A 20450-nucleotide genomic window follows, 5' to 3' on the forward strand; every position below is an offset into this window, starting at 1 on the left:
TCTGCCCGGTCAGAGCGGGATGTTGCCGTGCTTCTTCGGCGGCAGCGCCTCGCGCTTGTTCCGCAGGGTGCGCAGCCCGCGGACGATGTGCCGGCGCGTCTCGGACGGCATGATCACCGCGTCGACGTACCCGCGCTCGGCCGCGACGTACGGGTTGAGCAGGGCGTCCTCGTACTCCTGGATCAGCTCCTGGCGCCGCTCGTCCTGCGCCGCCGGGTCCTCGATCGCGGCCAGCGTGCGGCGGTGCAGGATGTTGACCGCGCCCTGTGCGCCCATCACGGCGATCTGCGCGGTCGGCCAGGCCAGGTTGAGGTCCGCGCCCAGGTGCTTGGAGCCCATGACGTCATACGCGCCACCGAACGCCTTGCGGGTGATGACCGTGATCAGCGGGACCGTGGCCTCCGCGTACGCGTAGATCAGCTTGGCGCCGCGCCGGATGATCCCGTCGTACTCCTGGTCGGTGCCGGGCAGGAAGCCGGGCACGTCCACGAAGGTGATCACCGGGACGTTGAACGCGTCGCAGGTCCGCACGAACCGCGCGGCCTTCTCCGAGGCCTTGATGTCCAGGATGCCCGCGAACTGCATCGGCTGGTTGGCGACCACACCGACCGCATGGCCCTCGACCCGCCCGAAGCCGGTCAGGATGTTCGGCGCGAACAGTGCCTGGGTCTCCAGGAATTCGTGGTCGTCCAGGACATGCTCGATCGCGACATGCATGTCGTACGGCTGATTGGCCGAATCCGGGATCAGCGCGTCCAGCTCGCGGTCGGTGTCCGAGGTCTCCAGGTCCGCCTCCTCCGGGAAGGCGGGCGCCTCGGAGAGGTTGTTGGACGGCAGGTAGGACAGCAGCCCCTTGACGTACTCGATGGCGTCCTTCTCGTCACCCGCCATGTGGTGCGCCACGCCCGAGGTGGTGTTGTGCGTACGGGCGCCGCCCAGCTCCTCGAAGCCGACGTCCTCGCCGGTCACCGTCTTGATGACATCGGGACCGGTGATGAACATGTGCGAGGTCTGGTCCACCATGACCGTGAAGTCGGTGATGGCGGGGGAGTAGACCGCACCGCCCGCACACGGGCCGACGATCAGGCTGATCTGCGGAATCACGCCCGAGGCATGGGTGTTGCGGCGGAAGATCTCGCCGTACATGCCCAGCGAGGCCACGCCCTCCTGGATGCGCGCGCCACCGGAGTCGTTGATGCCGATGACCGGGCAGCCGGTCTTGAGCGCGAAGTCCATCACCTTGACGATCTTCTCGCCGAAGACCTCGCCCAGCGCCCCGCCGAAGACCGTGAAGTCCTGGGAGAAGACGGCCACCGGACGGCCGTCGACCGTGCCGTAGCCGGACACCACACCGTCGCCGTAGGGGCGGGTCCGGTCCAGTCCGAAATTGGTCGACCGGTGCCGCGCGAACTCGTCCAGCTCGACGAACGAGCCCTCGTCCAGCAGCAGATCGATGCGCTCACGCGCCGTCAACTTCCCCTTTGCGTGCTGCTTCTCCACGGCACGGGCGGAACCGGCATGGGTGGCTTCTTCGACCCGCCGTTGCAGATCCGCCAACTTGCCCGCGGTGGTGTGGATGTTTGCTTCCGGCTCGGACATCGGGATGCGGCTCCTGCTCGTCCTGGACTGGTGCTCGTACTGAGGGTGGTACGGGTTTGGCTACCGATCCGTAGCGTATCGGCGGGACTGCTCAGCGGCACTGCGTCGTTGACCACACCTAGGCTGTTCCCATGACGCCTCAACCACCGGAAAACCGGGACAAAGATGCCGGCCGCTGGAGCGATCTGGGCCGCCCGCCGCTGAACGCCACGGCGTTGCGCCGCGCCCTGGTGCGCCCCGGTGCGCTCTGGACCGCCCTGGACGTCGTCCCCGCGACCGGCTCCACCAACTCCGACCTGGCGGCCCGCGCGGCCGCGGGAGAGGTGGCAGAGGGCGCCGTCCTGGTGGCCGAGGAGCAGTCCGCCGGCCGAGGGCGGCTCAACCGCAGCTGGTCGGCGCCCCCGCGCTCCGGCCTGTTCTTCTCCGTCTACCTCACGCCCCGGGTCCCCGTGCCGCGCTGGGGCTGGCTCCCGCTGCTCACCGGAGTCGCCACCGCCGCCGCGCTGTCCCGGACGGCCGGTATCGACACGGCCCTCAAGTGGCCCAACGACATCCTGGTCAGCTGCCCCGGGGACGACGGTGCCGCGGGCCCGGACGGGACCCCCGGCACCGGCGAGCGCAAGGTGGGCGGCATCCTCGCCGAGCGGGCCGGCTCCGGCGTCGTCATCGGCATCGGCCTGAACGTGTCCCTCACCGCCGACGAACTCCCGGTGCCCACCGCCGGCTCCCTGGCCCTGGCGGGCGCCGCCACCACCGACCGCGACCCGCTGCTGCGCGCCGTGCTCCGCTCGCTGGAGGAGTGGTACGCCACCTGGCAGTCCGCCGTCGGTGACCCCGGCGCCAGCCGCCTCCAGGAGACCTACACGGCGGGCTGCGCCACCCTGGGCCGCTCCGTACGCGCCGAACTCCCCGGCGACACCGCCCTGACCGGCGAGGCCGTGGCCATCGACGCCGACGGCCGCCTGGTCCTGGCCACCGCGAACGGCGTACGGCACCCGGTGGGCGCCGGCGACATCATCCATCTGCGTGCCACGGCGTCCCGGCGGCCCGGAGGCGACGACTCCCCGGAACCGTGAGCCCGGCCGCGCCCCGCGCCACCGGCCCCCTGTATCACGCCGCCCGCCGCGCCGACGAGGGCCCGCCTCTTCCTTGGTCAGAGCCGACATGTGAGAGTGAGCCAGAGCACACCTGCCGTATCGTTGAGGCGGTCCGCCAGGGAGCGGACCACCGGCGAGCAGTGATCGGAAGGGCAGTGCGCAGGGATCGGACAGGGAGCGGCCGGTGACCGCCGACGACTCGGGCGCCGCCTCGCGCGACACGGACACCGAGGACGAGGCAGTGAGCAACATCCCCGTCGACGACCCCCCAGGGGCCGGGGACGAGGGCGACGAGAACAACATCGCCGTCCGCCTCGAACAACTCATCCTCGGCGCCGACCGCCGCTACACGCCGTTCCAGGCGGCCCGCGGCGCCGGCGTCTCGATGGACCTCGCGGCCCGCTTCTGGCGCGCCATGGGCTTCGCCGACATCGGCCAGGTCAAGGCCCTGACCGAGGCCGATGTGCTGGCCCTGCGCCGCCTCGCCGGTCTGGTCGAGGCCGGACTGCTCAGTGAGGCCATGGCCATCCAGGTCGCCCGGTCCACGGGCCAGACCACCGCCCGACTGGCCGACTGGCAGATCGACTCCTTCCTGGAAGGCCTCACCGAGCCCCAGGACTCCGGCCTGACCCGTACGGAGATCACCTATCCGCTGGTCGAGCTGCTGCTCCCCGAGCTGGAGGAGTTCCTGGTCTATGTCTGGCGGCGTCAGCTCGCCGCCGCCACCGGCCGGGTCGTACGGGCCCAGGACGACGTCGAGATGGTCGACCGCCGCCTGGCCGTCGGCTTCGCCGACCTGGTGGGCTTCACCCGGCTGACCCGCCGCCTGGAGGACGAGGAACTGGGCGAGCTGGTGGAGGCGTTCGAGACCACCTGCTCCGACCTGGTGGCCGCGCACGGCGGCCGGCTCATCAAGACCCTCGGCGACGAGGTCCTCTTCGCCGCCGACGACGCCGGTATCGCCGCCGAGATCGGGCTGCGGCTGATCGAGACGATGGCCCATGACGAGACGATGCCGGAGCTGCGGGTCGGTATCGCGTTCGGCACGGTCACGACCCGGATGGGCGATGTGTTCGGGACGACCGTCAACCTCGCCAGCCGTCTGACGTCGATAGCGCCGAAGGACACCGTGCTGGTGGACCAGGCGTTCGCCGAGGAGCTGGGCCGGATCGGTGACGCCCCGGTCTCCGAGGCCGATGCCGCGGCGGCGGAGAAGGCGGCCGAGGAGGGCACCGGAGCCCCGCCCCCGACCTACCGCTTCGCCCTCCAGCCGATGTGGCAGCGCCCGGTGCGCGGTCTGGGCGTCGTCGAGCCCTGGCTGCTGAACCGCCGCGACTGACCTGGCGCCCGGTCACCGGGCCCCGGGCCGGGACCGCGTCATGCGGCCGGTCCCGGGTCCGGTGACCGCGCCGCGCCCCGGTTGTCCACAGCCGCGGTTATCCACAGGCGAAAGCCTGTCCTGTTCCTCCGGGCCGCCGGCTGACATGATCCCCCTGTCAGGTCAACGACCGTTAACAGGGAGGGCTGTATGCAACGGGAACGGCAGCTGTTCGGTGCGGAGGGCTGGGTCGCCGTCGAGCGGCACGGCTTCGTGGCGGAGCTGGTCATGGACCGCCCCAAGGCCATGAACGCCGTCTCGACGGCCATGGCCGACAGCCTGGCGCAGGCCTGCGCCGAGCTGGCCGCGGACCGCTCCGTACGGGCGGTGGTCCTCACCTCCACCCATGAGCGGGCGTTCTGCGTGGGCGCCGACCTCAAGGAGCGCAACTCCTTCACGGACGCCGACCTGATGCGCCAGCGCCCGCACACCCGCGCCGCCTACACGGGCGTGCTGGAACTGCCCGTCCCGACCATCGCCGCGGTGCACGGCTTCGCGCTCGGCGGCGGCTTCGAGCTGGCGCTGGCCTGCGATCTGATCGTCGCCGACGGGACGGCCGTGGTCGGGCTGCCGGAGGTGTCGGTGGGCGTCATCCCGGGCGGCGGCGGGACCCAGCTGCTGCCGCGCCGGGTGGGCGCGGCGCGGGCGGCCGAGCTGGTGTTCACCGCGCGGCGGGTGCCGGCGTCCGAGGCCGTGGAGCTGGGCCTGGTCGACCAGCTGGCGGCGGACGGGCAGGACCGGGCCGAGGCGCTGGAGCTGGCGGCCCGGATCGCCCGCAACTCGCCGGTCGGACTGCGGGCCGCCAAGCGCGCCATGCGGCTGGGGCACGGGCTGGACCTGCGGGCCGGTCTGGACCTGGAGGACGGCGCCTGGCGCAGTGTGGCCTTCTCCGGGGACCGGGCGGAGGGCGTGGCGGCCTTCAATGAGAAGCGGGACCCGGAGTGGCCCGGGGAGTGAGGCGGGGGAGGGTGTGCCGTCGTGCGAGTGCCGGCCATTCCGGAAGGTTTGACCGTAGTTACTCACCGTAATGGAGTCACTCGCGCCCCTCCCGCACCCCTTCCCGACCTCCGACCAGGAATGACGCGCATAACGCCCGGGTGTCGATCGCGCACGGAAAGGGGCGAAAGGGGTTAAACATTCCTACGCTGTAGTACAGAGCGTGCTCACGGTGACGGAATGCGAGGATCCGGTGACGGGCGAGGGCGATGCGAGGCTGCGGGCAGTGGTGGAGCTGGCGCAGGCGATGGCGGCCGCGCACACGCCGCGCGAATCGGCGCACGCCGCGGCGCTGGGGGTGCGCCAGGCCCTGGGCGGCTCCTTCGCGGCGATCTCGAAATGGGAGCGCGAGCTGGGAAAGCTGCGGGTGCTGGTCAATACCGGCGAACTCGCCGAGGGCGAGGAGGAGTTCCCGGACGACGAGAGCTATCCCGTCCATGAATTCCCGGAGATCGTCGGCTTTCTGCACGAGCAGTGGGCGGGCGGCGGCGAGCCCAGCGCCTGGGTGGAGACCGCCGAGGGGGCGCCAGCGCCGGCGCCCCGGTTGGCGGAGGAGGGGCCGGCCGGGGGCGGTGGCGGCAACCGCCAGCGGATGGCCGCACTGCGCCGCCGCGGCCGGGGCTGCTGTGTGGTCGCGCCGATCGTGCTGCACGGCCGGGCCTGGGGTGAGCTGTATGTCGCGCGGCGAACGGGGGAGCCGGTCTTCGGCCGGGCGGACGCCGACTTCGCGAGTGTGCTGGCCGCGGTGACGGCCGCCGGGATCGCGCAGACCGAGCGGCTGGCGGAGGCCCGCCGGCTGGCCTTCACTGACGCGCTGACCGGCCTCGCCAACCGCCGTGCCGTCGATATGCGGCTGGATGAGGCGCTGGAGCTGCACCGCCGGGACGAGGTGGTGGTCAGCCTGGTGGTGTGCGACCTCAACGGGCTGAAGCGGGTGAACGACTCCCGCGGCCATGCGGTCGGCGACCGTCTGCTGGAGCGCTTCGGCTCGGTGCTGTCGCTGTGCGGCGCGATGCTGCCGGGCACCCTCGTCGCCCGGCTCGGCGGTGACGAGTTCTGTCTGCTCGCGGTGGGGCCGCCGGCCGACGAGGTGGTCAAGGTGGCCGGTGAACTGTGCGACCGGGCGGGGGAGTTGGACCTCGGTGAGGGGGTCGCGGTCGGGGTCGCCTCGACCGGGGACCCGATCGGCCCGGTGCGCAGCGCCCGCCGGCTCTTCCGGCTCGCGGACGCCGCGCAGTACAAGGCCAAGGCGGCGCTGTCCGGCGAGCCGGTGATCGCCGGGCGGCACGGGGGCAAGGATGACCCGGTCGTCCGGCTCGCGGACGCCCCGGACCGGCGGACGGGGCCGGAGCGCCGGCGCTTCCGGAGATGAGGAGGTCTGCCCGCGCGGGACCACCGGTCCGTCGCGGAGATCGGTAAGGGGTGATCCCGAAATCCGGTGGTGACATCCGGCGATTCAGTCTCTAGGGTGCCTGAATATGGATATGCACACTGTGGTGCTGGGGACGTCCGGCACGACCGCACAGGACGTCATCGCGGTGGCCCGCGGCGCGGCCCGGATCGAGCTGTCCGAGGAAGCCCTCGCGGCCGTCGCCACCTCCCGCGCCTTCATCGACGAACTCGCCGCCAAGCCCGACCCCGTCTACGGCGTCTCCACCGGCTTCGGTGCCCTCGCCGTCCGCCACATCAGCCCCGAGCTGCGGGTTCAGCTCCAGCGCAACATCGTGCGTTCCCACGCGGCCGGGATGGGCCCGCGGGTCGAGCGGGAGGTCGTCCGCGCGCTGATGTTCCTGCGGCTCAAGACGCTCGCCTCCGGGCACACCGGCGTCCGCCCGCTGGTCGTCGAGACGATGGCCGCCCTCCTCAACGCCGGCATCACGCCCGTCGTCCACGAATACGGCTCGCTCGGCTGCTCCGGCGACCTGGCGCCGCTCTCGCATTGTGCGCTGGCGCTGATGGGCGAGGGCGACGCGGAAGGCCCCGACGGCGTCGTACGGCCGGCCGCCGAGCTGCTCGCCGCGCACGGCATCGAGCCCGTCGAACTGCGCGAGAAGGAGGGCCTGGCCCTCCTCAACGGCACCGACGGCATGCTCGGCATGCTCGTGATGGCCTGCGCCGATCTCGCCCGGCTGTTCACCTCGGCGGACATCACCGCGGCGCTCTCCCTGGAGGCACTGCTCGGCACGGACAAGGTCCTCGCGCCCGAGCTGCACGCCATCCGCCCGCACCCCGGGCAGGCCGCCGCGGCCGCCAACATGGCCAAGGTGCTGGCCGGTTCGGAGTTCACCGGTCACCACCAGGACGACGCCCCGCGCGTCCAGGACGCCTACTCCATCCGCTGCGCCCCGCAGGTCGCCGGCGCCGGCCGGGACACCCTCGACCACGCCCGCCTGGTCGCCGACCGCGAGCTGGCCGCCGCCGTCGACAACCCCGTCGTCCTCCCGGACGGCCGGGTCGAGTCCAACGGCAACTTCCACGGCGCCCCGGTCGCCTACGTCCTCGACTTCCTGGCCATCGCCGCCGCCGACCTCGGCTCGATCGCCGAGCGCCGCACCGACCGGCTCCTGGACAAGAACCGTTCGCACGGGCTGCCCGCCTTCCTGGCCGGTGACCCGGGTGTCGACTCCGGGCTGATGATCGCCCAGTACACCCAGGCCGCGCTGGTCAGCGAGCTGAAGCGGCTGGCCGCGCCCGCTTCGGTGGACTCCATCCCGTCCTCCGCGATGCAGGAGGACCATGTCTCGATGGGCTGGTCGGCGGCGCGCAAGCTGCGTACTGCGGTCGACAACCTGACCCGGATCATCGCCGTCGAGCTCTATGCGGCGACCCGTGCCATCGAGATGCGGGAGGGCCTGACGCCGGCCCCCGCCACCCGCGCCGTACTGGACGCGGTGCGCGGAGCGGGCGTCCAGGGGCCGGGCGGGGACCGCTTCCTGGCGCCGGACCTGGAGAGCGCCTATGCGTTCGTACGGGGCGGGAAGCTGGTGGCGGCCGTGGAGTCGGTCACGGGCACGCTGGCCTGACGACGGCCGGGGGCCGGCGGACCGCGCCGGCCCCGTCTCTCAGCCGGTCCCGCCGTGGGTGCGGCGGACGGAGTAGCTGACCAGGCCGGCGCCGAGCGCGAGACAGGCGGCGCCGCCGATCACATACGGCGTGGTGTCCGGGCTGCCGGTGTCGGCGAGGAAGTGCGGGCGGCCGGCGGTCCGGCCGCCGCCGGTTCCGCTGCCGGTTCCGCTGCCGTCCGAGGTGGCCGTCGTGGACCCGCTGACGGTCTCCCGCGCCCCGCTGACCGCGCGGTCGGCCAGGCCGGGACCGTCCGGTGCGGACGCCACCCGCAGCGTGGAACCCGACGCACCGTCACCTTCCGCCGTGGCATTGGCGGACGGTACGAACCACAGGGCGAACAGCACCGATCCCGCGGCCGTGGCGGTCAACAGTGGTCGTCGTGCGGTCACGGAAGCGATCCCCCTTGTGGGTTCGGCAAATTGGCCGTTGACCTCAGATGTTAATGACCGCCGCGGGTCGCGCGGAAGTCGGGAGTCGTCCATGCCTAACCTCCGTGCTATGAGCAATGGTGAGACATCACGGTTTGTGCGCCTTCATGTCGAATTGATCATGGAGGTCACCGACGCGGGCCGGCTGACCGGTGCCGCCGTCGACCACATCGACGCGGACCCCTCGCTGCCCGGCGAGGAGCGCAGACAGTCGCTGGAGACGGTCCGGGAGGACCCGGCGGAGGCGCTGGCCCACCTGATCGACCCGTTCGACCTCGTCACCAAGGTGCCGGGCGCCGAACTCGCACAGGCCTCCTGGAGCAGCGAGGAGCTGACCGACTACGACCCGGACGCCGAGTGGGACGCGGCGGAGTGGGATCTGGCGGATGACGCGGACGGGGAGGGCTGACCGGCACCTCCGATGGCCACGGCCCCCGTACGGCTCGCCGCCGTACGGGGGCCGACTACGTGGCGGTGCGACCATGCCGGATGAGCCCCGTTTGACCGGTCCAGGCCATAAGTGGCCTTCCCCACACTTTGTGGAGGCATGGAACGGGCGAAACGGAAAAGGCGTTCAAATGGCGTCGGCCGGAATGCCGCCGTCCACATGAGCCGGCGTTCAGTTGGCTGCTCGCTCGGGGAAACGTGCGAAACCGGCAGTAATGGAGATGCGTGTGATGACGGACAGCAAGCGCCGGAAGGGCCTTATAGCCAGCGCCACGCTGCTCGGGGGCGTACTCACGCTTGCGGCGTGTGGTGGCAGCAGTGCGGCTGACCGAGGTCATGACGGTGGTGCTGAGACCACCCGGCACGAGAACAGCCGCCAGGTGGACGAGGCGGCGGCCAGGGACGCCTCCGACGCCAAGATCACGATCCTCCCGGAGGACGGCGCCACCGACACGGGTCTCAACAGTGACGCCGGTGTCACGGTCAGCGACGGAAAACTCACCGATGTCACCATGACCTCGGTCGAGACCAAGCAGCCGGTCGAGGGCACGCTGTCCGCCGACGGCAGCTCCTGGAAGCCGGACCAGCCGCTGAGCCGCTCCACGAAGTACAAGGTCACCGCGCATGCGGTCGACACCCAGGGCCGCAAGGCGGTGGAGAACTCCAGCTTCACCACGGTCGCCCCGACGGACAGCTTCATCGGAAACTTCACGCCGGAGGACGGCTCGACCGTCGGCGTCGGCATGCCGGTGTCGATCAACTTCGACAAGCCGGTCAAGAACAAGGCGGATGTGGAGTCCGCGATCAAGGTCGCGTCGAGCAGCAACCAGAAGGTCGTCGGCCACTGGTTCAACGACAAGCGGCTGGACTTCCGTCCCCAGACGTACTGGCAGGCGAACTCCGAGGTCACCATGGAGCTCGGCCTGGACGGCGTCGAGGCGTCGCCGGGCGTCAAGGGCATCCAGAACAAGACCGTCAGCTTCCACGTCGGCCACTCGCAGGTCAGCACCGTCGACACCAAGGCGCACGAGATGACCGTGGTGCGGGACGGCCGGACCCTCAAGACCATTCCGATCTCGGCCGGCAGCGACGAGAACGCCACCTACAACGGCAAGATGGTCATCTCCGAGCGGTTCAAGCAGACCCGGATGAACGGTTCGACGGTCGGCTTCAAGAAGCACAACGGCAAGGGCGAGTACGACATCCCCGATGTGCCGCACGCCATGCGCCTGACCAGCTCCGGCACCTTCATCCACGGCAACTACTGGGGCAAGGGCATCTTCGGCAAGGCCAACACCAGCCATGGCTGCATCGGCCTGGAGGACGCCAAGGGCGCCAAGGACTCCAAGACGGACGGCGCCTGGTTCTTCGACCACTCGCAGACCGGTGACGTGGTCGATGTCGTCAACTCCCCCGACAAGAGCGTCAAGCCGGACAACGGCCTGAACGGCTGGAACATGGACTGGTCGCAGTGGGTGTCCGGCAGCGCGGTGCAGTGACGCCCCGATGAGACGGCGGCGCCCGGCGCCCTGACCCGTCTCCGCCCCACGTGACCGATGCCCGGCGGCGCCGAAAATACGGCGCGCCGGGCATCGTCGCTGCGTACGGTCCGCGTATGAAGATCGACACCGACGCCTGGTTCGCCGTGCTCGCCGCCGCCCGTGCCCACGACCGGCCGGACGGCCCCGCCCTCGAACGGGCCGCCGAGACCGGCCGGCTGCGGATCCCCGCCCTGCACAGCCGCGCCGTCCCCGTCACGCTGCCGGCCCCCGAAGGCGCCACCGGCTACGCGGGCGTCGCCCTGCTCCGCCTCCACGACACCGAGGAGAACGCCGGCAACGCCTTCCTCGACACCCTGACGGTCCACCCCGCCCGACGCGGCCGCGGGGTGGGCCGCGCCCTGTGGGAGACGGTGTGCGGGCGGCTCGCCGCCGAGGGCCGTACGTCGGTGAGCACCCTGGTGGAGCAGGGCGGCGCGGGCGAGCGGTTCGCCGTCGCCCGGGGCGCGGAGTGGCGCGCTGCCGCTGGTGGCCTACGTACAGGACGTGCGGACGGCGCCCCTCCCGGCCACCGGCGTCCCGCTGCCCGCCGGCTACCGCTTCGCCGCCTGGAGCGGCGTCGTCCCGGACGCCCATGCCGCCGCCCACGCCCGCGCCCATGACGCCATGGAGGACGCCCCGTCCGGCGACCTGGACGAACAGCACGACCCCTGGGACGCCGAGCGGATACGGGCCGCGGCCCGGGTCGTCCTGGACCGTGGCGGGGTGCTGCTGACCGTGGCGGTCCTCGCGGAGGCCGACGGTGCGGTGGCCGGCTACACCGAACTCATGTTGCCCACCCCGGCCTCTACCAAGTCCGGCTCTGAAGCCGGGGCCCGGCGCGCCCGCCTCCCGGCAGGGCGCCGACGGGCCCTCCGTACAGTGAACGGGTGAGTGAGCGCGGAGGAAAAGGGCGCGGCGGGCCGTCGCCGTCGGCCGGTGAACTGGTCGGGCAGGTGCTCGGCAGCGTCCGTTACGCGCCGGAAGGCGAGCGGGCCGAGGACGCCATCGAGGCGGGTGCCTCGATGCTGGCATCGGCCGAGGCCGGCTGGGCGGCGGTGAGCGCGGCGGTGGTCGAGGCCGCCGTGGCGGGCGTACGGCAGTGCTGGGCGGGCGGCTGGCACCCCGCCGACCTGGCGCGGATCGTACGGCGCGAGGCCGCCGACACCGCCCTCGTGGCGCTGGTCGTGGACGCCATCGCGGCCGAGGCGGGCCGGGCGGCCGCCCGCCCGGCTCCGGACCCGCGCCGGTCCGAGCAGCTGCGGCACCTCGGCGCCGAGGTCTGGTGGCCCGCCGACACCGGCTACCTCGACGCGCTGGCCACCCGCCGCCGCGCCTCCCGCTTCGAGACCGCGTACGACGTGCTGGCCGCGCTGCGCCTCCTCGCCCGGCTGCCCCGGATCACCCCGCTGCCGGCCCCGCCGCAGCCCGGCACCAGGAGCGGGCCCGCCGGTGACGCCGCGGCACGGGCCCTCGGGCGGATCCGCGGTCTGCTCGCCAAGGCGGAGGCGACCGACTACGCCGAGGAGGCCGAGGCGCTGTCCGCCAAGGCGCAGGAGCTGATGGCCCGGCACAGCATCGACGAGGCGCTCCTCGACCGCGCGGACGGCGCCCCGGGCGGCCGGACCGACGGCCCGTCAGCGGTCCGTATCGGCATCGAGGGCCCCTACGAGCAGGCCAAGGCGCTGCTGCTCGACGCGGTCGCGGCCGCCAACCGCTGCCAGGCCGTCTGGGCCGCCGACGTCGGCTTCTCCACCCTCATCGGCTTCGCCTCCGACCTGGAGGCGGCCGAGATGCTCTACACCTCGCTGCTGCTCCAGGCCACCGCCGCGATGAACCGCGCGGGCGACGCCGTCCACGCCCGCGGCCGCTCCCGCCGCACCCGGGACTTCCGCCAGAGCTTCCTCGTCGCCTACGCCGACCGCATCCGCGACCGGCTCGCGGCGGCCACCGCTGACGCCACGGCCGCCGCCACCGCCGAGTCCGCCCCCACCGCCCCCGACCTCCTCCCGGTCCTCGCCGCCCGCGCCCTCGCCGTCGAGGAGACCACCGGCGCCCTCTTCCCCGACACCGCCCCGGTCCGCCTCCGCGGCGTCCGTGACGCCGACGGCTGGCACCAGGGCAGAGCGGCGGCCGACCGGGCCAGGCTGGGGGAGGGGTGACCTCACGGGCGACGGCGGGTACGCGCCGCGTCGTCCGCCGTCACGGGGCGAAGTACGCGCCCGGCGGCACCCCGACCGCCCGCCGGAAGGCCGCGACGAAGGCGCTCGGGGAGGCATAGCCCACCCGCGCCGCCACCGCCGCCACCGTCGCGCCCCCGGCCAGCAGCGGCATCGCCGCCTGGAGCCGGATCCGGGTGCGCCACTGCCCGTACGGCATACCGGTGTCCGCCACGAACGCCCGCGCCAGCGTCCGCCCGCTCGCACCCACCCGGGGGCCCCACTCCGCCAGCGTCCGCCCGTCGGACGGATCGGCACGCAGCGCCTCGGCGACCCGGCGCGCCCGGGGGTCGCGCGGCATCGGCGCCTGCACCGTGGCCACCGACACCGGCCGCAGCTGATCGAGGACCACGGCCTCGGCCCGTTCGCGCGGCGCCGGGTCCAGCGTGCCGTCCGAGAGATACGAGATCAGCTCGCGCAGCAGCGGTGCGACGCCGACGACGGTGGGCGCGGACCAGCCGACCGGGCAGCGGTCCGGCAGGAAATACAGGCTCCGGAAGAGCGCCTGGCCCGCGGCGCCGGTGGCGTGCGGGGTCCCGGCCGGAATCCACAGCGCCATGGACGGCGGCAGCACCCAGGTGTTGCCGGTGGCCCGTACGGCCAGCACTCCCCGCCGCGCCCAGGCCAGTTGATGGTGGTCATGGCGATGGCGGGCGAACCACTGCCCCCGGTCCATCGCGAAGCTCCCGACGACGACCGCCGCCCCCGCGGGCGGTCCCGGCGGCGCCACCTGGCCGTCCGCCGCCTCGCGTTCGGCCGGCTGCGCCACCCCGCCCGACCCCGCGCTCCCGTCCGGCCGTTCACCGCTGTCCGTCCTGCGATACAACATGTCCCCCTGTCGCGTGGTGGTCACCGCGGCCGCTCCCTACGCTCGCCGCATGACCTCCATGAATCGCTATCACCAGTGGTTGTGCAACTCCCGGATGTGGGCCCGCGCGGTGGAGAAGGACCTGCTGCCCTGGGCGCTCGAAGACGTCCAACTCGGCGCCGACACCCTGGAGATCGGGCCAGGTTACGGTGCCACGACGCGGGTGCTGGCCCGTCGGACCGGCGGCCGGCTGAGCGTCCTCGAAGTCGACGGGGGAGCGGCGGAGCGACTGCGTGCGGAGTACGGCGACCGGGTCGAGGTCGTGCACGGTGACGGCTGCGCGATGCCGTTGCCGGACGGCCGCTTCGACGCCGTCCTCTGCTTCACGATGCTGCATCATGTGCCGTCGCCGCGGCAGCAGGACCAGCTCTTCGCGGAGGCGTTCCGGGTGCTGCGGCCGGGCGGCGTCTTCGCGGGCTGCGACGGCCGGGCCGGCCGCGGCTTCCGCCTCATCCACCTCCGGGACACCTATGTCCCGGTGTCGCCCCGGACCCTCCCGGACCGGCTGCGCGCCGCCGGTTTCGCCACCCCCGAGATCAGCCTCAGAAGCGACAACTTCCGCTTCCGGGCCGTTCGTCCGTGAGCGGGCGGGGGTGATGGCTGGACTCAGGGCGGCCTTTCTGACCGACCAGGGCCGGACCGGCCTACCCCAGCAACCCGCGCTCCAGCGCCGTGATCACGGCCGCGGTCCGGTCCGACACCTCCAACTTCTTGAACGCCCGCAGCAGATGGGTCTTGACCGTCGCCTCCCCGATGAACAGCTGCCGGCCGATCTCGGCATTGGTCAGCCCCTGACTGACCAGCCGCAGCACCTCGCACTCCCGGCCGGACAGCAGCGGCGCCTCCACCGCCCGCGCCCGGAACAGCTTCGGGGCCAGCGAAGGCGTCAGCACGGTCGCCCCGCGCGCCGCACCGTGCACCGCGTCGATCAGCTCGGCGCGTGAACTCCCCTTGAGGAGATAACCGGCCGCGCCCGCCTCCACGGCGCGCAGGATGTCGGCGTCGTCCTCGTAGGTGGTGACGATGACGACCTTGGTGCGCGGCGACCGGCGCAGGATGTGGCCGGTGGCGGCCACCCCGTCCATCGCGCCCATCCGCAGATCCAGCAGCACCAGGTCCGGGACCAGCCGCTCCGCCAGCGTCACGGCCTCCTCACCGGAGCCCGCCTGTCCCACGACCTCGATGCCCGGGTCGGATTCGAGCATGGCGCACAGGCCCTCGCGGACGACGGGATGATCGTCCGCGAGCAGCACCCGCACCACGGCCGGGTCCTCAACGCCCCTCATGTGCCGCCTCCGTCCGCCGTTCCGCCACTTCGGACCGCGGGCCCGACGGCCCGTCCGGCCGCCCCGCCGCCGCCCCGTCCAAGGGCACCGTCACCTCGACGACGGTGCCCGCTCCCGGCGCGCTCACCACGCTCATCGCCCCACCGATCTCCGCCAGCCGGGCCGCCATGCCCCGCAGCCCGAACCCGCTGTCCTCGCCCCCGCCGCCGGGCCCGTCCTGACCGCCCTCCGCCGCACCACGGTCCGCCTCCGCCTCCGCCGCGTCGAACCCACGGCCGTCATCGGTGACGTGGAGCCCGACGTGGCTCTCGTCGTACCGCAGCACCAGGTCCACCGCATGGGCATCGGCATGCTTGCGCACATTGGTACCGGCCTCCTGCGCGGCCCGCAGCAGGACGACATTGACCGCCATCGGCAGCGGCCGCTCGTCCCCCTCGACCGCGAACCGCGCCACCAGCCCGGTCTGCGCGGCCAGCCCGTCCGCCTGCCGCCGCAGCGCCTGCGCCAGCGAACTCTCCCGCAGCGAAGCGGGCGTCCGGTCGGCGACGAAGGAACGGGCCTCCGCCAGGCTCTCCTTGGCCATCCGCCCGACCAGCGCCAGGTGCTTCCGGGCGACGGCGGGGGCACCCTCCACCTCCGCATCGGCGACCTCCACCAGGCTGATGATGCTGGTCAGGCTCTGCGCCAGGGTGTCGTGGATCTCCCGCGCCAGCCGCTCGCGCTCGGCGGAGATCCCCGCCTGGTGCGACAGCCGGGCCACCTGCTCGCGGTTCTGCCGCAGCTCCTCGATGAGTTCGGCGTGCTCCCTGTTCTGCCGTACCACCCGCTTGATCCACAGCCCGAGCAGCACGGACAGCGCGATCCCGAGCAGCGACGCCAGCAGCACGAACAGCATCAGCGGGGCGGGAGCGCCGCCCTGGAGCCACAGCATCGTGACGGGGACGAGATTGCTGACCACACCGGCCACGGCGGCCGGCCGGGTCTCCAGGCTCATCATCAGCATCGGGACCAGCGCGAACAGCGCGAACGCACTCGTCAGATCCACCGCGGTGGCGAGCCCGAACAGCCCGAAGAGCCCACCGGCGAAGACCACGTTCCGCCGGTCCCGCTCATGGCGCAGCATCAACGGCCGCCCGATCCCCGCGTACCAGGGCACGACCAGCGTCAGCGCACCGATGGCGATCAACCGGCCGGTCTGCGGTACGGCGGAGGTGAACACCAGCCCCGTGGTGACCAGATAGCAGATCACGAAGTAGCTGTCCCACAGCCCGAACCAACGCATCCGTGCGTCGGGCGTGCACCGCGCCTCACACGTCACCGTGTCCATCCCCCTGCATCCGAACGGCCCCAGCACCGGGGCGCGGGCGCCATCGCGCCACCGCGGCCCCAGTCCTATCACCCTGCTTCGGCCTCGTCCGCACTGTCCACCGACCGGTGGACAGCTGAATCCACCGGCCGGTCGTACCCCCGCAACACGGTGTCGCCATAACGTCGTTGACGGCGGTCGGCGGACAGCGCAGAAACCGCCGGAGCAACAGACCTCGCAGCATTGCGGAAAGGCCCCGGATTTCCATGAACCACCTGAGTCAATTCGTTATCGCGCTGATTGCCAGCGCCTCCATTCTCACCCTCATCCTGGCGACCGACCTGGGCCGCCGCCGGGTCACCAATATGCGGATGCTGCGCTCCGTACTCGCCGTCGCCGTCATCATCGCGATCTTCGTGCACTCCTTCCCGACCTCGGGGAACGCCCCGTCCTTCCAGCTCATCGGCGTCGGCGTGGGCGTGATCTGCGGTCTGGTCGCCGGCGCCCTGCTCCCCGCCCACCGCGGCGCCGACGGGCAGATCTACACCCTCGGCGGATTCGGCTACGCCCTGGTCTGGATCGTCCTTTCCAGCGCCCGCGTCCTTTTCGCCTATGGCGCCGAGCACTGGTTCGCCGAGGGCCTGATCCGCTTCAGCATCGAAAATGAGCTCAGCGGTCCGGACGTCTACTCCAACGCCTTTGTCTTCATGTCCCTTGCCATGGTTCTCACCCGCACCGCGGTGCTGGTGGCCAAGCGCCGCCGCATTCGCCTTTCGCCCGCGGAACCGGCCGGGAAGCAAGAGCAGCCGGCGGCGGTCTGAGGGGCGCCCCGCGATATTCCTGCGCCGCATGCGAAGCGGATGTGCTCGGGGACAACCCGGGCACATCCGCTTCGCGGACCTCGACGATGGACCAAGATTGAACGGAGGCCGCCGGCCGCACGTACAGATCACGGCGGCCGAATCCCGGGTTCCGGTCCGCCGTGCCACCACCGGCCCCGCACGGAAGGACCTTCGGGTTGCCGCACTCCACGCGCCTCAGCCAGCCGCCGAACACGAAGAAGGCAACCACGACGGAGGCTCCGCCGCCGGACGGCCCTCCGGAGCGGGTGCCGGACGGGGCCGAGGTCGACGAGGCCGCTGCCGACAAGAGCGCTGTCGACGGGGCCGATGTCGACGAGAGCGCTGCCGACGAGGCCGCTGTCGACACGACGTCCGAGACCAGCGGCTCGACCGGGGACGACACGGCCGTCGGCTCGACCGGGGACGACGCGGCCGTCGGCTGGCGGGACCGGAATCCGGCCGTGGCGCGGGCCGCGGGGCGAACGGTCACCGCGCTGGCCGCCGTACTGGTGCTCTCCGCGCTCCTGCTGCCGAACCAGCTCACCCGGCTCACCCCCGGCGAGTTCCTGCGCATCCCGGTGGAGGGCATCTTCGGTGCGGCCCTGCTGCTGCTCCTGCCGCCGAAGGCGCGGCGGGTGGCGGCCGTGGTCGCCGGCGTCGGCCTCGGCCTGCGGACCCTCCTGAACTGCCTGGACATGGGCTTCTATTCGGTGCTCGCCCGGCCCTTCGACCCGGTGCTCGACTGGATCCTGTTCGACGACGCCGAGTCGTTCCTCAAGGACTCGATAGGTCAGGCGGGCGCGATCGGTGCCGTACTCGGCGTCGTGCTCCTCGTGCTCGCCCTGCTCGTCCTCATGACGCTGGCGGTCGTCCGGCTCACCCGCCTCCTGGTGCGGCACAGCGCCGTGGCGACCCGTACCACCCTCGTCCTCGGAACCGCCTGGATCACCTGCGCGGCGCTCGGCGTACAGCTCGCCGGTGTCCCGGTCGCCGCAGCCAACACCGCCGACCTCGTCCAGGACAGCGCGGAGCGGCTGCGCGCGAGTCTGGCCGACCAGCAGGTGTTCGCCAAGGAGGCGCACGTCGACGCCTTCCGCGACACCCCGCCCGACCAGCTGCTGACCGGACTGCGCGGCAAGGACGTCATCTTCACCTTCATCGAGAGCTACGGCCGCAGCGCGATCGCGGATCCGGCGATGGCCTCGCAGGTCGACGAGGTGCTCAAGGACGGGACCAAGCGGCTGCGCAAGGCCGGGTTCGCCTCCCGGAGTGCGTGGCTCACCTCACCGACGGCGGGCGGCGGCAGCTGGCTTGCCCACTCCACCTTCATGTCCGGCCTCTGGATCAAGAACCAGCAGCGCTACCGCACCGTCACCTCCAGCGACCGGATGCCCCTCACCGACGCCTTCAAGCGCTCCGGCGCCTGGCGCACCGCCGGCATCATGCCGGGCGTCACCCGCTCCTGGCCGGAGGGCAAGTTCTACGGCCTCGACCACGTCTACGACACCCACCATCTCGGCTACAAGGGCCCGCAGTTCAGCTGGTCGCGGGTGCCCGACCAATACAGCCTGTCGGCCTTTGAACGCCTGGAGCACGGCAAGCGCCATGACAAGCCGCTGATGTCGGAGATCATCCTCGTCTCCAGCCACAACCCCTGGGCGCCCATCCCCAAGATGATCGGCTGGGACGAACTCGGCGACGGTTCCGTCTACGACGCCATCAAGAAGGCGGGTAAGGACCCCAAGGAGGTGTGGAAGGACCCCGCACAGGTACGGAACGAGTACCGCCGCGCGATCCAGTACTCGCTGCACAGCCTCATCTCGTACATGGAGAAGTACGGCAACAAGAACACCGTGCTGGTCTTCCTCGGCGACCACCAGCCCGTGCCGACCGTCACCGGCGAGAACGCCAGCCGCGATGTGCCGGTCGCCCTCGTCGCCCACGACCCCGCCGTGCTGGACCGGGTCTCCGGCTGGAACTGGCAGAACGGCCTGAAGCCCGGCCCGAAGACCCCGGTTTGGCGGATGGACACCTTCCGCGACCGCTTCCTGACCGCTTTCGGCCCCCGGCCGGGAGAGACGAAGGGAGGGACGCCGGAGCGGTCGGAACACTGACAGCAGAGTCGGCGCACCACCTCCGCGAGGCCCCGCTCCGCGCCTGACGCCCAGGGCCGCTCCCCCCCCCCCGGGAGCGGCCCTGCTCCGTTCGACAGCCATGGCACACCGCCGGAGAATTGGAGAGGTGAGGAGGGGCAGGCCATGACTATCCGCATAGCCACTTTCAACTGCGAAAACCTCTTCCGGCGGCCCATCGTTTTCAGCGCCGGGAACGACTCGGTGCACAACGCCGTGCTGGAGGACTTCAGAAAACTCGTCGGCATCCTCGATCACCACACGTATACGGCCGACGACAAGACAAAGATCATCGACCTTCTCAAGAAGCACAGCGTCGATGTCTCCCAGGAAATCTCCACCCAGACGATCCTGCTGAACGAGCCGCGCGGACAGGCCCGGCTGCTCAAGGGCGACGGCAGGAACATCGAGGTCAGGGCCGAGGTCACGGGACGGTCCGCCTGGGTCGGCTGGGCCGAACTGGTCAAGGGCGACCTCAGCTGGGACGCCGTCAAGAACACCGCCAGGGTGATTGCCGAGGTGAACGCCGACATCCTGCTGACGGTCGAAGTCGAGGACCGGCTCACCCTGCACCGCTTCAACCGACAGGTGCTGGCGGGCCAATTCGACGCGGAACCCTATCCGTTCAACATGCTGATCGATGGCAATGACATTCGCGGTATCGACGTGGGGCTGTTCAGCCGGCACCCGATCACCTCCGTACGCTCGCACATCTTCGACATGAAGGATTCCCGGGAAATCTTCAGCCGGGACTGCCCGGAATTCGAGATCGATATCGATGGCGAACCGCTCTGGCTCCTAGGGAACCACTTCAAGAGCAAGCTCGGCGGCGGAGGCGCGGACAAGCGCAAGCTCCAGGGCGAGCGCGTCGCCCAGCTCTACCGGGCCGCACTCAAGCGCTCGGCCCATGTCGTGGTCGCCGGGGACCTCAACGACACCCCGGGCAGCCCACCGCTCACGTTCCTGGAGGCCACCAGCCTGAAGGACGCGATGACCCACGACAGTTACGAGGGACCGCCCGGCACCCACGGGAAGTGCACGAGCCGCAACGACAAGATCGACTACCTGATGTTCTCGCCGCAGCTGTTCGCCAAGGTGGACACGGTCGAGGTGGAGCGGCGCGGGATCTTCGAGTTCGGCACCCCGTTCGACACCGTGACCGGCCCCGGCGACCAGGCATCCGACCACGCTGCCGTCGTCGCCGAACTCGACCTGTAATCCGGCCCGGCGGCACGTCGGGGCTCGCCC

At 71.8% G+C, this 20450-nt stretch carries 19 protein-coding genes; 14 read left to right on the top strand and 5 right to left on the bottom strand.

Going from position 1 to position 20450, the window contains the following annotated elements; translation table 11 throughout:
• Positions 1–9 precede the first annotated feature (9 nt).
• A complete protein-coding gene (locus QT196_RS25395) occupies positions 10–1599 on the bottom strand; it encodes an acyl-CoA carboxylase subunit beta (RefSeq protein ID WP_168481122.1) in 1590 nt (529 codons plus the stop codon).
• A 131-nt stretch (positions 1600–1730) separates the two neighbouring features.
• Here QT196_RS25395 and QT196_RS25400 point away from each other — a divergent pair, with 131 nt between their 5' ends.
• The 5 genes from QT196_RS25400 (at position 1731) to hutH (ending at position 8093) form a co-directional block, all read left to right on the top strand.
• Positions 1731–2675, top strand: a complete 945-nt coding sequence (locus QT196_RS25400; RefSeq protein WP_290355761.1) for a biotin--[acetyl-CoA-carboxylase] ligase — start codon at positions 1731–1733, stop codon at positions 2673–2675.
• A 262-nt stretch (positions 2676–2937) separates the two neighbouring features.
• Positions 2938–4035: an adenylate/guanylate cyclase domain-containing protein gene (locus QT196_RS25405; protein WP_248001651.1), complete on the top strand. Its 1098-nt coding sequence runs from the start codon at positions 2938–2940 to the stop codon at positions 4033–4035.
• Between the two features lie 189 nt (positions 4036–4224).
• On the top strand, positions 4225–5031 hold the full coding sequence (locus tag QT196_RS25410; RefSeq protein WP_290355762.1) for an enoyl-CoA hydratase-related protein: 807 nt from the start codon (positions 4225–4227) through the stop codon (positions 5029–5031).
• Positions 5032–5317: 286 nt separating this feature from the next.
• The gene (locus QT196_RS25415; RefSeq protein ID WP_168483971.1) at positions 5318–6442 is read left to right on the top strand and encodes a diguanylate cyclase; all 1125 of its coding nucleotides are present in this window, start codon (positions 5318–5320) and stop codon (positions 6440–6442) included.
• Positions 6443–6548: 106 nt separating this feature from the next.
• Complete coding sequence (gene hutH, locus QT196_RS25420; protein ID WP_168481125.1) at positions 6549–8093, top strand: histidine ammonia-lyase; 1545 nt, start codon at positions 6549–6551, stop codon at positions 8091–8093.
• A 39-nt stretch (positions 8094–8132) separates the two neighbouring features.
• On the opposite strand, the gene QT196_RS25425 is transcribed toward hutH, so the two are convergent.
• Positions 8133–8525, bottom strand: a complete 393-nt coding sequence (locus tag QT196_RS25425) for a hypothetical protein (RefSeq protein ID WP_290355763.1) — start codon at positions 8523–8525, stop codon at positions 8133–8135.
• Positions 8526–8634: 109 nt separating this feature from the next.
• Between QT196_RS25425 and QT196_RS25430 the strand changes: the two genes are divergently transcribed.
• The 5 genes from QT196_RS25430 to QT196_RS25450 all read left to right on the top strand — a co-directional run bounded on the left by QT196_RS25430 (position 8635) and on the right by QT196_RS25450 (position 12711).
• A complete protein-coding gene (locus QT196_RS25430; RefSeq protein WP_235468339.1) occupies positions 8635–8973 on the top strand; it encodes a hypothetical protein in 339 nt (112 codons plus the stop codon).
• A gap of 268 nt (positions 8974–9241) precedes the next feature.
• On the top strand, positions 9242–10510 hold the full coding sequence (locus QT196_RS25435; protein ID WP_211117416.1) for an Ig-like domain-containing protein: 1269 nt from the start codon (positions 9242–9244) through the stop codon (positions 10508–10510).
• A 116-nt stretch (positions 10511–10626) separates the two neighbouring features.
• Positions 10627–11172 (top strand): GNAT family N-acetyltransferase, encoded by a 546-nt coding sequence (locus QT196_RS25440; RefSeq protein WP_266733874.1) that lies wholly within the window; start codon positions 10627–10629, stop codon positions 11170–11172.
• 4 nt (positions 11173–11176) lie between these two features.
• Entirely contained in the window at positions 11177–11443 is a 267-nt protein-coding gene (locus QT196_RS25445) for a hypothetical protein (RefSeq protein ID WP_290355764.1), read from the top strand.
• A complete protein-coding gene (locus QT196_RS25450) occupies positions 11440–12711 on the top strand; it encodes a DUF2786 domain-containing protein (protein WP_290355765.1) in 1272 nt (423 codons plus the stop codon). The genes QT196_RS25445 and QT196_RS25450 overlap by 4 nt, the downstream gene beginning before the upstream one ends.
• 40 nt (positions 12712–12751) lie before the next feature.
• On the opposite strand, the gene QT196_RS25455 is transcribed toward QT196_RS25450, so the two are convergent.
• A complete protein-coding gene (locus tag QT196_RS25455) occupies positions 12752–13621 on the bottom strand; it encodes a helix-turn-helix transcriptional regulator (RefSeq protein ID WP_290355766.1) in 870 nt (289 codons plus the stop codon).
• A gap of 25 nt (positions 13622–13646) precedes the next feature.
• Between QT196_RS25455 and QT196_RS25460 the strand changes: the two genes are divergently transcribed.
• Positions 13647–14219 carry a class I SAM-dependent methyltransferase gene (locus tag QT196_RS25460; RefSeq protein WP_290355767.1) on the top strand — a complete coding sequence of 191 codons (573 nt, stop codon included), beginning with the start codon at positions 13647–13649 and terminating at the stop codon, positions 14217–14219.
• A 61-nt stretch (positions 14220–14280) separates the two neighbouring features.
• Here the strand turns inward: QT196_RS25460 and QT196_RS25465 are convergent, their stop codons facing one another.
• Both QT196_RS25465 and QT196_RS25470 read right to left on the bottom strand, forming a co-directional pair.
• The gene (locus QT196_RS25465) at positions 14281–14922 is read right to left on the bottom strand and encodes a response regulator transcription factor (RefSeq protein ID WP_211117417.1); all 642 of its coding nucleotides are present in this window, start codon (positions 14920–14922) and stop codon (positions 14281–14283) included.
• Positions 14909–16249 (bottom strand): sensor histidine kinase, encoded by a 1341-nt coding sequence (locus QT196_RS25470; RefSeq protein WP_248001302.1) that lies wholly within the window; start codon positions 16247–16249, stop codon positions 14909–14911. The genes QT196_RS25465 and QT196_RS25470 overlap by 14 nt, the downstream gene beginning before the upstream one ends.
• A gap of 245 nt (positions 16250–16494) precedes the next feature.
• On the opposite strand from QT196_RS25470, the gene QT196_RS25475 reads away from it, so the two are divergent.
• The 3 genes from QT196_RS25475 (at position 16495) to QT196_RS25485 (ending at position 20420) form a co-directional block, all read left to right on the top strand.
• A complete protein-coding gene (locus QT196_RS25475) occupies positions 16495–17049 on the top strand; it encodes a hypothetical protein (protein WP_290355768.1) in 555 nt (184 codons plus the stop codon).
• A 197-nt stretch (positions 17050–17246) separates the two neighbouring features.
• On the top strand, positions 17247–19184 hold the full coding sequence (locus QT196_RS25480) for a sulfatase (protein WP_290355769.1): 1938 nt from the start codon (positions 17247–17249) through the stop codon (positions 19182–19184).
• Positions 19185–19328: 144 nt separating this feature from the next.
• Positions 19329–20420 (top strand): endonuclease/exonuclease/phosphatase family protein, encoded by a 1092-nt coding sequence (locus QT196_RS25485; protein ID WP_168481132.1) that lies wholly within the window; start codon positions 19329–19331, stop codon positions 20418–20420.
• Positions 20421–20450 lie beyond the last annotated feature (30 nt).

The sequence above is a fragment of the Streptomyces sp. P9-2B-2 genome (assembly GCF_030406865.1).
In the GTDB taxonomy this organism is placed as follows: domain Bacteria; phylum Actinomycetota; class Actinomycetes; order Streptomycetales; family Streptomycetaceae; genus Streptomyces; species Streptomyces platensis.